11 protein-coding genes are annotated in these 12,343 nt (G+C 71.1%); 9 read left to right on the top strand and 2 right to left on the bottom strand.

Translation table 11 applies throughout. The features are described from left to right. Positions 1–56: 56 nt before the first annotated feature. Positions 57–569 (bottom strand): Lrp/AsnC family transcriptional regulator, encoded by a 513-nt coding sequence (locus ACLQ2U_RS07600; protein ID WP_425749838.1) that lies wholly within the window; start codon positions 567–569, stop codon positions 57–59. A gap of 209 nt (positions 570–778) precedes the next feature. On the opposite strand from ACLQ2U_RS07600, the gene ACLQ2U_RS07595 reads away from it, so the two are divergent. The 8 genes from ACLQ2U_RS07595 to ACLQ2U_RS07560 all read left to right on the top strand — a co-directional run bounded on the left by ACLQ2U_RS07595 (position 779) and on the right by ACLQ2U_RS07560 (position 9,541). Continuing rightward, positions 779–1,963 carry a polyamine ABC transporter substrate-binding protein gene (locus tag ACLQ2U_RS07595; protein ID WP_425749837.1) on the top strand — a complete coding sequence of 395 codons (1,185 nt, stop codon included), beginning with the start codon at positions 779–781 and terminating at the stop codon, positions 1,961–1,963. A gap of 5 nt (positions 1,964–1,968) precedes the next feature. Beyond that, positions 1,969–3,135: an ABC transporter ATP-binding protein gene (locus tag ACLQ2U_RS07590; RefSeq protein ID WP_425749836.1), complete on the top strand. Its 1,167-nt coding sequence runs from the start codon at positions 1,969–1,971 to the stop codon at positions 3,133–3,135. Beyond that, on the top strand, positions 3,132–4,043 hold the full coding sequence (locus tag ACLQ2U_RS07585; protein WP_425749835.1) for an ABC transporter permease: 912 nt from the start codon (positions 3,132–3,134) through the stop codon (positions 4,041–4,043). The genes ACLQ2U_RS07590 and ACLQ2U_RS07585 overlap by 4 nt, the downstream gene beginning before the upstream one ends. Beyond that, on the top strand, positions 4,040–4,837 hold the full coding sequence (locus tag ACLQ2U_RS07580; protein ID WP_425749834.1) for an ABC transporter permease: 798 nt from the start codon (positions 4,040–4,042) through the stop codon (positions 4,835–4,837). The genes ACLQ2U_RS07585 and ACLQ2U_RS07580 overlap by 4 nt, the downstream gene beginning before the upstream one ends. Continuing rightward, positions 4,834–6,255: an NAD(P)/FAD-dependent oxidoreductase gene (locus ACLQ2U_RS07575; RefSeq protein ID WP_425749833.1), complete on the top strand. Its 1,422-nt coding sequence runs from the start codon at positions 4,834–4,836 to the stop codon at positions 6,253–6,255. The genes ACLQ2U_RS07580 and ACLQ2U_RS07575 overlap by 4 nt, the downstream gene beginning before the upstream one ends. Beyond that, positions 6,255–7,457, top strand: coding sequence for a saccharopine dehydrogenase family protein (locus tag ACLQ2U_RS07570; protein ID WP_425749832.1), 1,203 nt, complete (start codon positions 6,255–6,257; stop codon positions 7,455–7,457). The genes ACLQ2U_RS07575 and ACLQ2U_RS07570 overlap by 1 nt, the downstream gene beginning before the upstream one ends. Then, a complete protein-coding gene (gene speB / locus ACLQ2U_RS07565; protein WP_425749831.1) occupies positions 7,454–8,467 on the top strand; it encodes an agmatinase in 1,014 nt (337 codons plus the stop codon). Before ACLQ2U_RS07570 ends, speB begins: the two co-directional genes overlap by 4 nt. Positions 8,468–8,695: 228 nt before the next feature. Further along, positions 8,696–9,541, top strand: coding sequence for a DUF559 domain-containing protein (locus ACLQ2U_RS07560; RefSeq protein WP_425749830.1), 846 nt, complete (start codon positions 8,696–8,698; stop codon positions 9,539–9,541). Positions 9,542–9,636: 95 nt separating this feature from the next. Here ACLQ2U_RS07560 and ACLQ2U_RS07555 read toward each other — a convergent pair whose 3' ends face one another. Continuing rightward, positions 9,637–10,068 carry a DUF6299 family protein gene (locus ACLQ2U_RS07555; protein WP_425749829.1) on the bottom strand — a complete coding sequence of 144 codons (432 nt, stop codon included), beginning with the start codon at positions 10,066–10,068 and terminating at the stop codon, positions 9,637–9,639. A 184-nt stretch (positions 10,069–10,252) separates the two neighbouring features. Here ACLQ2U_RS07555 and ACLQ2U_RS07550 point away from each other — a divergent pair, with 184 nt between their 5' ends. Beyond that, positions 10,253–12,274, top strand: coding sequence for a HEAT repeat domain-containing protein (locus ACLQ2U_RS07550; RefSeq protein WP_425749828.1), 2,022 nt, complete (start codon positions 10,253–10,255; stop codon positions 12,272–12,274). The last annotated feature ends 69 nt before the right edge of the window (positions 12,275–12,343 follow it).

Genomic DNA, 12,343 nt, shown 5'->3' with positions numbered 1-12,343 from the left:
GTCTTGTCAGGCTTCGGAATTAGCGCCCGAGGATGGATTCCGCAACGGAATCCGTATCAGGCCGTACCCCAGGTGTAGGTCTGCTTGCGCAGCTTGAGGTAGACGAACGCCTCGGTCGCCAGCACGCCCTCGACGGCGCGCAGCTTCTGCAGGATCTCCAGCAGGTGGGCGTCGTTGCGGCAGACCACCTCGGCCAGCAGGTCGAACGAGCCGGCGGTGATCACCACGTAGTCGATCTCCTCGAACTCGGCCAGCCGGTCGGCGACCGCCTCCAGGTCCCCGTCGGTGCGCAGGCCGATCATGGCCTGGCGGGGGAAGCCGAGCTGGAGCGGGTCGGTCACCGCCACGATCTGCATCACCCCGGCGTCGAGCAGCCGCTGCACCCGCTGCCGCACCGCCGCCTCGGAGAGCCCGACCGCCTTGCCGATGGTCGCGTACGGCCTGCGGCCGTCCTCCTGCAGCTGCTCGATGATCTGCTTCGCCACGTCGTCCAACAGCGCGTGGCTGACTCCATCACGGACGGTGACCCGCCGTCCGCCGTTGCCGTTCTCCGGTTGCCGGTTCGTCATCGACCGCTCCCCATGTCGGTTCCCGCGCTGAGCCTAGTGCCACCGCGCAGTCTGGCGTAATTCGTCGTCCAGAGCTATTCCCGCAACGGAATCCCTTGTAAGGAAGGTCTCCTCATGTCAGGATCAGTCGTCCCTGGCACCTGACCCCTCCCCGCCGGCGCGTCACCCCCGTCCCCGCCGCCGACGGACGACCCCCTAGGAGTCGTCACATGCGTATTCCCCTCCGGCCCTTCACCCGGCGTGGACTGCTCACGGGCACCCTCGGTTCGGCCGCGCTGCTCGCCGCTGGCGGCGCGCTCGCCGGCTGCGGCACCAAGGCCGCGACCCAGACCGAGGCCGGCTGCAAGAGCGAAGACCTCTCCGGCACCGAGAAGAAGTTGGCCTTCTCCAACTGGCCGCAGTACATGGACACCGACGAGAAGGACGCGGCGAAGCGGCCGACCCTCGACGAGTTCATCGCCAAGTCCGGCATCCAGGTGACCTACACCGAGGACGTCAACGACAACAACGAGTTCTTCGGCAAGGTGCAGAACCAGCTCGCCGACTGTCAGGGCACCGGGCGGGACATCATGGTCCTCACCGACTGGATGGCCGCCCGGATGATCCGGCTCGGCTGGATCCAGAAGCTGGACAAGGCGAAGGTGCCCAACGTCGAGGCCAACCTGCTGCCCTCGCTGCGCAACCGCTCCTTCGACTCGGAGAACCAGCTGGCCATCCCGTGGCAGTCCGGCCTGGCCGGTCTCGCCTACAACGGCAAGGTGGCCAAGGAGATCCGTACCGTCGACGAGCTGCTGACCCGCCCGGACCTCAAGGGCAAGGTGACCGCGCTGAGCGAGATGCGGGACACGATGGGCCTGCTGATCCAGTCCAACGGGCACGACCCGGCGAACTTCACCACGGCGCAGTTCGACGACGCGCTGAACAAGCTCAAGAAGGCCGTCGACTCCGGGCAGATCCGCAAGTTCACCGGCAACGACTACGCCCCGGACCTGGCCAAGGGTGACATCGCCGCGTGCATCGGCTGGTCCGGCGACGTGATCCAGCTCGGCTTCGAGGACGAGAAGGTCAAGTTCGTGGTGCCCGAGTCGGGCGTGATGCTCTGGTCGGACAACATGCTGGTGCCGAACAAGGCCACCCACAAGGGCAACGCCGAAGAGCTGATCAACTACTACTACGAGCCGGCGGTGGCGGCGAAGCTCGCCGCCTACGTCAACTACATCTGCCCGGTCAAGGGCGCGCAGGCCGAGATGGAGAAGATCGACCCGGAGCTGGCGGCCAACCCGCTGATCTTCCCCGACGAGCCGATGCTCTCGAAGGCCAAGGTGTTCATGGCCCTGGACGAGAAGCAGGAGAAGGAGTACGAGTCCAAGTTCCAGCAGGTTATCGGGGCGTGATCGGGATGGGCGCGAAGTCAGTGGAGCGCGATTCACCGGCCGGCGACCTGAGGCTGGCCAACCTCACCAAGCGGTTCGGCATCTTCACCGCGGTGGACGACCTCAGCCTGACCATCCCGCAGGGCTCGTTCTTCGCCCTGCTCGGGGCGTCCGGCTGCGGCAAGACCACCACGCTGCGGATGATCGCCGGCCTCGAGGAACCGACCAGCGGGCAGGTGCTGCTCGGTGACCGGGACATCGCCCGGTTGCGGCCGTACAAGCGGCCGGTGAACACCGTGTTCCAGAGCTACGCGCTCTTTCCGCACCTCGACATCGCGGAGAACGTGGCCTTCGGGCTGCGCCGGCGCGGCATCCGCAAGGTGGACGACCAGGTCCAGCGGATGCTGTCGCTGGTGCAGCTCGACGGCTACGACCGCCGCCGCCCGGCCCAGCTCTCGGGCGGCCAGCAGCAGCGGGTCGCGCTGGCCCGCGCCCTGATCAACCACCCGCAGGTGCTGCTGCTCGACGAGCCGCTCGGCGCGCTCGACCTGAAGCTGCGCCGGCAGATGCAGATCGAGTTGAAGCGGATCCAGACCGAGGTCGGGATCACCTTCGTGCACGTCACCCACGACCAGGAGGAGGCCATGACCATGGCCGACACGGTCGCGGTGATGAACGCCGGGACGATCGAGCAGCTCGGCGCTCCGGCCGAGCTTTACGAGTTCCCGGCCACCGCGTTCGTGGCGAACTTCCTCGGCCAGTCCAACCTGCTCGCCGCCGAGGCCGCGGGCGCCGCCGGCAGCGAGGTGCCGGTCACCGCCCACGGTGCCCGCTTCTCGGTGCCCGCCGACCGCGTCCGGTCCGACCGGGGCGCGGTCTACCTGGGGGTACGCCCGGAGAAGCTGCACCTGGTCGACTCCGTCGCCCAGGTTCCCAGCGGCCACCAGCACGTCGAAGGGGTGGTCAGCGACGCCTCCTACGTGGGGGTCAGCACCCAGTACCTGATCCGTACCGGCTGGGGGAGCGAGCTCTCCGCGTTCGCGGCGAACAGCGGTTCGGGTGGGCAGCTCCCGGTCGGCGCGTCGGTGGTGGCGTACTGGGATCCGCGGCACGCCTTCCTGCTGCCCCGCGAACCGGGGCAGGACGACCGCACCACCCCGCTGCTGGACGAGCCGGTGGGTGCGTCGTCGTGACGGCACTGGCGCACGTACCCACCCCGTCGGGGCAGGCGGCCGCACCGCCGCCGCCCCGGCGCGGGCGGCGGCGGCTGCTGCCGTACCTGCTGCTCCTGCCCGGCGCGGCCTGGCTGTTCATCTTCTTCGCGCTGCCGCTGCTGCAGCTCGCCGCGGCCAGCCTCTACGACCCCAGCGGCTCGCTCTCCACCGGGTACGCGCTGACCTGGGCGTTCGGCAACTATCCGGAGGCGTTGCAGGCGTACTGGCCGCAGTTCGCCCGGTCCTTCGGCTACGCCGGGATCGCGCTGGTGCTGGCCCTGCTGATGGGCTACCCGCTGGCGTACGCGATCGCGCAGAAGGCCGGCCGGTGGAAGAACCTGCTGCTGATCTGCGTGGTCGCCCCGATGTTCACCAGCTTCCTGGTCCGCACCCTGGCCTGGAAGACCATCCTGTCGGACAACGGCTGGCTGGTCGGGCTGCTGCGCGACGTGCACCTGCTCGCCCCCGACGGCCGGCTGCTGGCCACCCCGGTCGCGGTGATCCTCGGCCTGACCTACAACTTCCTGCCGTTCCTGGTGCTGCCGCTGTACGCGAGCCTTGAGCGGCTGGACTACCGGCTGCTGGAGGCGGCCAGCGACCTGTACGCCAGCCCGGTGCGGGCGTTCCGGAAGGTCACCCTGCCGCTGTCGATGCCCGGCCTGATCGCCGGCACGCTGCTCTTCTTCATCCCGGCCACCGGCGACTACATCAACGCGGAACTGCTCGGCACGCCGAACGAGTACATGATCGGCAACGTCATCGACTCTGCGTTCCTGGTCCGGCTGGACTACCCGCAGGGAGCGGCGCTGTCGTTCCTGCTGATGGCGGCGATCCTCGCGGTGGTCTTCGTCTACCTGCGCCGGGCCGGCACGGAGGAGGTGCTGTGAGACTGTCCCGTTGGCTGGCCGACCGCTGGGTGATGGGCATGGCCCTGCTGGTGCTCGGCTACCTCTCCCTGCCGATCCTGGTGGTGGCCGGGCTCTCCTTCAACCGCCCGTCCAGCCGGCTGTCGTACGACTTCCACGAGTTCACCCTGGACAACTGGCGGCAGCCCTGCGCCACCTCCGACATGTGCGACGCGGTGGTCCGCAGCGTGCAGATCGGCTTCATCGCCACCGTCGTGGCCACCGTGATCGGCACGCTGATGGCGTTCGCCCTGGTCCGGCACCGCTTCCGCGGCCGGTCCGGGATCAACCTGCTGATCTTCCTGCCGATGGCCACCCCCGAGCTGGTGATGGGCACCTCGCTGCTCGCCCTCTTCGTCTCCGCCGGCGTGCCGCAGGGCTTCTGGACCATCGTCATCGCGCACGTCATGTTCTGCGTGTCGTTCGTGGTGGTCACGGTCAAGGCGCGGCTCGCCGGGATGGACCGGCGGCTGGAGGAGGCCGCGATGGACCTCTACGCCAGCCAGTGGCAGACCTTCCGGCGGATCACCCTGCCGCTGGTGCTGCCCGGCATCGTCGCCGCCGCGCTGCTCGCCTTCTCGCTCAGCTTCGACGACTTCATCATCACGAACTTCAACGCCGGCACCACCGTGACCTTCCCGATGTACGTCTGGGGCGCCGCCCAGCGGGGCATCCCGCCGCAGGTCAACGTCATCGGCACGGCGATGTTCGTGATCGCGCTGCTGCTGGTCGGGGCCAGCTCGCTGCGCGGCCGACGGGCCCGGCGCCCGTCATGAAACTCCCGCATACCGGGCGGGCGCTCGCCGACGCGGCGCCCGTGCCCTACTGGCTCGACCGCCCGGAACGCCCCGACCCGCTGCCACCGCTGACCGGCACGCACCCCGCCGACCTGCTGGTCGTCGGCGGCGGCTACAGCGGGCTGTGGGCGGCGCTGCTCGCCAAGCGGGACGCGCCCGACCGGGACGTCGTGCTGGTCGAGGCGGGCACCTGCGGCTGGGCGGCGTCCGGGCGCAACGGCGGCTTCTGCGCCGCCTCGCTGACCCACGGGCTGGCCAACGGCGTGGACCGCTTCCCCGGCGAGATCGACGAGTTGGAGTGGCTGGGCCGGCAGAACCTGGACGCCATCGCCGCGACCGTCGAGGCGTACCGGATCGACTGCGACTTCGAACGCACCAGCGAGCTGGCGGTGGCCGTCGAGCCGTACCAGCTCGACGGGTTGGCCGAGGACGCCGAACTGGCCCGCCGGTACGGCCACGACGTCCGCCTGCTCGACCGGGACGAGGTGCGGGCCGAGGTGGACTCGCCGACGTACCTCGGTGGGATGTGGGACCGGGACCGGGTGGCCCTGCTCGACCCGGCGAAGCTGGCCTGGGGCCTGCGCCGCGCCTGCCTCGAACTCGGCGTGCGGATCGCCGAACACACCCGGGTGACCGGCCTCCGCCGCGACGGCGCCGCGCTGCGGGCCACCACGGCCGGTGGACCCGACGCCGCCCCCGGGTCGGTGCGGGCCCGGCAGGTGGTGCTGGCCACCAACGCCTTCCCGCCGCTGCTGCGCCGGCTGCGCGCCTGGATCGCACCGGTCTACGACTACGCGCTGATGACCGAGCCGCTCTCTCCGGAGCAGCGCACGGCGATCGGCTGGCAGAACCGGCAGGGGCTGGCGGACACCGGCAACCAGTTCCACTACTACCGGATCACCGGCGACGGGCGGATCCTCTTCGGCGGCTACGACGCGGTCTACCACTACGGCAACCGGATGGCGCCCGAACTGGAGCAGCGACCGGCCACCTTCACCGCCCTCGCCGAGCACTTCTTCACCACCTTCCCGCAGCTTTCCGACGTGCGCTTCAGTCACCGCTGGGGCGGCGTCATCGACACCTGCACCCGGTTCTGCCCGTTCTTCGGCACCGCGTACGACGGTCGGCTGGCGTACGCGGCCGGGTTCACCGGCCTGGGCGTCGGCGCGACCCGGTTCGGGGCCCGGGTGATGCTCGACCTGCTGGGCGGCGAGGAGACCCCGCTGACCCGGCTCGACCTGGTCCGCAGCACCCCGCTGCCGTTCCCGCCGGAGCCCGTCCGGGCCGCCGGCATCAACCTCACCCGCTGGTCGCTGGCCCGCGCCGACGCGCGCGAGGGCCGGCGCAACCTCTGGCTCCGTACTCTCGATCGTCTTGGTTTGGGGTTTGATTCCTGATGCGCATCCTGCTCGTCGGCGCCGGTGGCGTCGGCTCCGCCGCCGTCGCCATCGCCGCCCGCCGCTCCTTCTTCGAGACCGTGGTGGTCGCCGACTACGACCTCGACCGCGCGTCGCGGGCGGTGCAGGGGCACGGTGACCGGTTCGTCGCCGCCAAGGTCGACGCCTCCTCCGCCGACGCGGTCGCCGCGCTCTGCCGGGAGCACCGGATCACCCACGTGCTCAACGCGGTCGACCCGCGCTTCGTCATGCCGATCTTCGACGGCGCCTTCGCCGCCGGGGCGGACTACCTGGACATGGCGATGTCGCTGTCCCACCCGCACCCGTCGCGTCCCTACGCCGAGACGGGGGTGAAGCTCGGCGACGACCAGTTCGCTCTTGCCGATCGCTGGTCCGGGGCCGGGCGGTTGGCGCTCTGCGGCATCGGCATCGAGCCGGGCCTCTCCGACGTCTTCGCCCGCTACGCCGCCGACGAACTCTTCGCCGAGATCGACGAGATCGGGGTACGCGACGGCGCCAACCTCACCGTCGACGGGTACGACTTCGCGCCGTCGTTCTCCATCTGGACCACCATCGAGGAGTGCCTGAACCCGCCGGTGATCTGGGAGGAGGGCCGGGGCTGGTACACCACCGAACCGTTCAGCGAGCCGGAGGTCTTCGACTTCCCGGAGGGCATCGGCCCGGTCGAGTGCGTCAACGTGGAGCACGAGGAGGTGCTGCTGATCCCGCGCTGGGTGAAGGCGAAGCGGGTCACCTTCAAGTACGGCCTCGGCGACGAGTTCATCGAGGTGCTGAAGACCCTGCACAAGCTCGGCCTGGACTCCACTAAGCCCGTCTCCGTCCGGGGCGCTTCGGTCTCCCCCCGCGACGTGGTCGCGGCCTGCCTGCCCGACCCGGCCACCCTGGGTGACCGGATGCGCGGCAAGACCTGCGCGGGCACCTTCGTCACCGGAACCGGCAAGGACGGCGCGCCGCGGAAGGTCTACCTCTACCACGTGGTCGACAACGAGTGGTCGATGAAGGAGTACGGCCACCAGGCCGTCGTCTGGCAGACCGCGGTCAACCCGGTGGTGGCCCTGGAACTGCTCGCCACCGGCGCCTGGTCCGGCGTCGGGGTGATCGGCCCGGAGGCGCTGCCCCCTCGCCCGTTCCTCGACCTGCTCACCGGCTACGGCTCGCCGTGGGGGATGGAGGAGCGGTGAACCGCTACGGCCCGATGTACGGCCCCGACGTCACGTTCCTCGGGGTCGACCGCTGCTCGCTGGACGAACCCGCGTCGTTCGCCGACGCGGACGTGGTGATCGTCGGCGCGCCCTTCGACGGCGGCACCTCGCACCGGCCCGGCACCCGGTTCGGCCCGTCCGCCATCCGGCAGGCCTGCTACCTGCCGCACGACGGCTCCCGTCCATCCCTCGCGCTGCGCGTCGACGCCCTGCGCGACCTGCGGGTCTACGACGCCGGCGACGTGGAGATGTTCTCCGGCGACATCGAGCGGTCGCTGTCGTCGTTGGAGGCGGCGGTGTATGCCGTGTCGTCGTCGGGCGCCATCCCGATCGTGCTGGGTGGGGACCACTCCATCGCGTTGCCCGACGCCACCGGGGTGGCCCGGCAGCACGGGCTCGGCCGGGTGTCGCTGGTGCACTTCGACGCGCACGCCGACACCGGCGACATCGAGTTCGGGTCGCTGCACGGGCACGGCCAGCCGATGCGCCGGCTCATCGAGTCCGGCGCGGTACGCGGCGACCGCTTCCTCCAGATCGGCCTGCGCGGCTACTGGCCCGGGCCGGAGACGTTGTCGTGGATGGCGGAGCAGCGGATGCGGTCGTACGAGATGACCGAGCTGGTCGCCCGTGGGCTGGACTCCTGCCTGTCGGAGGCCTTCTCGATCGCGGTGGACGAGTGCGAGGGCGTCTTCCTCTCCGTCGACGTGGACGTGGTCGATCCGGGGATGGCCCCCGGCACCGGCACCCCCGAGCCGGGCGGGCTGACCTCCCGGCAGCTCCTCGACGCGGTCCGCCGGGTCTGCTACGAGCTGCCGGTGGTCGGCGTCGACGTGGTCGAGGTCGCCCCGCCCTACGACCACGCCGACATCACCGCCTACCTGGGCAACCGCGTGGTGCTCGAGGCGCTGTCCGCGATCGCCCGCCGCCGCCGCGACGCCGCCGGCGCCCCACCCTGGAACCCGAGCCAACCCCTCCTCGACGCCCGCTAACCCCTTCCCCCCTTCCCCCCTTCCCCTCCCGCGATCTTGCACTTTCTGCCCCGGCTTTTCGGGCATTCTCCATATATCGAGGGCCATAAGTGCAAGATCCCTGAGGGGAGGTGGGGGTGCCATAGCAGAGGGTGGGGTGGGGTGGGGGGTTTGCACAGGGGGGTGGGTTGTCCACAGGGGGCTTGGGTGGGGAACGGGGGTTTGCGCCGGGTTCGAGATTCTGTCGTGGTGTCTACTGAGCTGTGGCGCACCGATGACCTGGTGCGGATCCTCACGGTGAAGCGGATCCGGACCCGGGTCAGCAGGGAAGAGCTGCTCCGGGTGCGGAGAGGCGTCTACGCCGATCAGCGGTGCGGCGACGAGGACGAACTGCGGGCCCTCATGCTGTGCCTTCCTGAGGAAGCCATGCTGACCAGGCAGAGCGCGGCCGATCGGTACGGCTTCGGTGTGCTGCGTGGGGACCTGGTCCACGTCCAGTTGCCCGCCTCGGTGCCCAAGCCCCGGCTTCCCGGGCTGGCCGTACATCACTCGATCCTTCCCGTGCGGCCGGTTGTCGTCGGCGGACTGCCCTGCGTTCCGGCCGCCCGGTGCGCCGTGGACCTGGCGCGCACCGTCCGGCGGCTGGACGCCCTGCCGGTGCTCGACTCCGCCATCCGTTCGGGCGCGGTCACGCAGGACGAGTTGTTGGCGGAGGTGTCGGCTCATCGGGCGCTCCGCGGCGTGCGACAGGCCCGAGAGCTCGTGCCGCTGGCGGACGGTAGAGCGGAGTGTCGGCAGGAGAGCCAGCTGCGGTTGATCCTGATCGACGGGCGATTGCCGCCGCCGGAGCCGCAACTGTGGGTGCACGACCGTGACCGCATTCCTCGCTACCGGCTGGACCTGGGCTACCGGGAACGCAGGATCGGCATCGAGTACGACGGAGTGTCACACCTGGATCGCGATCAACTCCGGTACGACCGGGAACGGGTGAACTGGCTCGACGCGAACGGGTGGCGGATGCGCTACTTCACCGACCGTGACCTCTACCGCCGCCCAGCCCACATAGTCGCCACCATGCGGGCCGCCCTTTCCTGACCCGCCTCCTCGATCTTGCACTCTGTGCCCAGACCATTAGGGCCAAGCAGACATTTGTCGGGCACAGAGTGCAAGATCGCAGAGGGTGGATGGCGTCAGGCGCTGCCGCCCTTGAGCCGTACCGGCTCGGTGGTCTCGGCGACGCCCACGCCCTCCACCACGAGGCGGGCGCTGGCGGTGGCGCTGCCGCCGCGGAACGCGCCGTTGCCGGCCGGGATCGTCGCCGTCCAGGTGCCGGCGCTGGTGTCGTCGCTGCACTCCGTGATGTCGACGAAGGCCGAGCCGGTGACCGTCGAGACCCGACCGACACGCTGACTGAGGTTGACCTCGATGAAGGCGAAGCCCGTCGCGTCACCGCAGTCGTAGGTGCCGCTGATGGTGGCGGTGCTGGTGTCGAAGGTGCCGACCGGGTCGACCGTGATCGCCGCGCTCTGGGCGAGAGCGGCGCCGGACGAGGCGCCGAGTGCCACCACGGTGGCGACGATGGTGGCCAGTAGGAGTCTCCCGAGCTGTCTGACGGATCGCACTAGTTGCCTCCCATCCGTCATTGGTGATCATTTGCCCTGTTTGGGCCGAGCTCAGCCTCCCACCAAAGCAGGCCACCGGTGCTGGTAGATCTAGGACAAATTGCCCGGCGTGTATGGCTTGGGATGCCGCGACGACGACGGCTACGCCTGCGACGACTGATCCACGGTTGCGTAAAGTGCAGCCGTGCTGGACGGGTTGGACGAGATCGACTGGAAGGGCCTCACTCACGCCTACGGCCCGGCGGTGGACACGCCGGGCCTGCTGCGGGCGGTCGCCTCGACCGACGAGGAGGAGGCGGACGAGGCGCTGGACGCGATCGTCGGCAGTGTCTTCCACCAGGGCACCGTCTACCCGGCGACAGTGCCGGCCGTGCCGTTCCTCGCCGAGCTGGCGTCGACCGCCCCGCACCAGCGGGCGACGATCCTCGCCACCGTCGGGATGCTCGCCGACCCGCACCACGCGTACGGCGACGAGGAGGCGGAGGTCCGCGAGGCGGTACGCGCCCAGGCCGACCGCTTCCCGCCGCTGCTCGACGACCCCGACCCCGAGATCCGGGCGGACGCGGCGTACACCATGGCGCAGTGCGGCGACCGGCTCCCGGTCGCGCTGCTGCGCGACCGGTGGACGACCGAGGAGGACCCGGCCGTCCGCGCCTCCCTGGCGCTGGCCCTCGGGCTGCGGGACCCGGCCGGCTCCGCCGGTCTGCTGGCCGCCGCGCTGCACGACGAGGAGCCCTCGGTACGTGTTGCCGCCGCCGTCGCGGTCATGCGGGCCGGCCTGCCCTGGCCCGCGGGCGCCACCACGGCCCTCGCCGAGGCGGTCGGCCCGGAGGCGGAGATCGACTACGTCTGGCAGCACCACGGTGAGGCGCTCGACGAGCTGGCGGTCGAGGCCGACGACGACGTCGTGCGCGACCTGCTCGGCCGGTTGCTGGACGCCGGGCCGGAGGCCCGCACCGCAGCCCTCTACGCGATCTCGGAGCGCTGCCGGGCCCGCCGTTCGGCCCCGGCCATGCTGCTGCCGCTCGTCGCCCGGGTTCTCGACGACCCGGTGGAGGGCGTCCGCCGGGAGGCAATCGGCCTGTTGCGCCAGGCGGGGGCCGCGACCGGCGCGTACGCCGACGACCTGGCGCGGATCGCCGCCGGCTACCCGGAGGTTGCGGGCTCGGTCTCCTTCACGGCAGAGCGGCGGGCGGTGGAGACGCTGGCGATGCTGGCAGATCCACGGTGGATCGACGCGGTCTGCGCCGCCTGGACCGCCGGACACGACGTGCGGTTGCCGGTCGACGAGCCGCCCTTCGGCACGGCGGTGCTGCGCGCGGCCCAGGACCGGCTGGCGAGTGGCGGCTCACCCCTGCTGGTCGCCGGGCTGGCCACGCTCGTCGGAAGGTGGGGGCCGGCCGCGTCCGCCGCCGTGCCCGAGCTGGTCGCCGTGCTGCCCGTCGCACCTGCCCAGGTGTCGGCCGCGCTCGCGGCGATCGGGGCGCTCCCACCGGCGGCCGTACCCGAGCTGCGGGCCGCGGCGTCGGCCGGCGACATCCCGTCCGGGATCGCGCTGTGGCACCTCGCCGGTGAGGCCGAGCCACTCGTGGCGGCCGTCGAGGCCCAGCTCGACAGGGGCCGGGGCGTCAACGACCGCCAGCTGGTGCGGACCGTGGCGGCGGCGGCACCGGCGCTCGGGGCGCTGGTGCCGAGGCTGCGGTCGTACCTGACCGGGGTGGCTCTGCCCACGTACCCGGAACGGCACGTCCAGGTGGTGGCGGCCCGGATCGTGTGGGCGGCGACCGGAGAGGCCGACGCGGTGCTGCCCACCGTCCGGGCGGTGCTGGCGGGTGGGCACCTGCCGGCGAGCGCGGCGGCGGAGCTGGCCGCCCTGCTCGACGAGCCGACGCTGGCACCGGTGTTGCGGGACCTGCTCGCCGACGAGTTGGCCCGGGTGGCGGCGGCGCGGGCGCTGTGGCGGCTCGGGGTGCCGGCGGACGAACTGGCACCGACGCTGGTCCGGGCCGCCGAGGACGAGTACGGCTCCCGCGGCGCGTTGCCGCTGCTGGTCGAGATGGGCGCGCGTGGGTCGGGGCCGGCCCTGCGCGACCTCGCCGAGCGGGACCGCCGGGTTGTCACCGCCGGGATCGAGGTCGACACCGTCTGGCTTGACGAGCGGTTCCAGCGGGAGCTGCGGGCCGCCGCCGACGTTCTCGCTGCTTGACCGGGGTCGATATTCGGGGCATTGACAGTGCTCGCACCGACCGTGATCATGTGGGGACGCTGCGGCCGT

Origin of the sequence: Micromonospora sp. DT47 (assembly GCF_049844475.1) — a bacterium.
Taxonomy (GTDB): domain Bacteria; phylum Actinomycetota; class Actinomycetes; order Mycobacteriales; family Micromonosporaceae; genus Micromonospora.
This window is presented reverse-complemented; position numbering and strand designations above follow the sequence as displayed.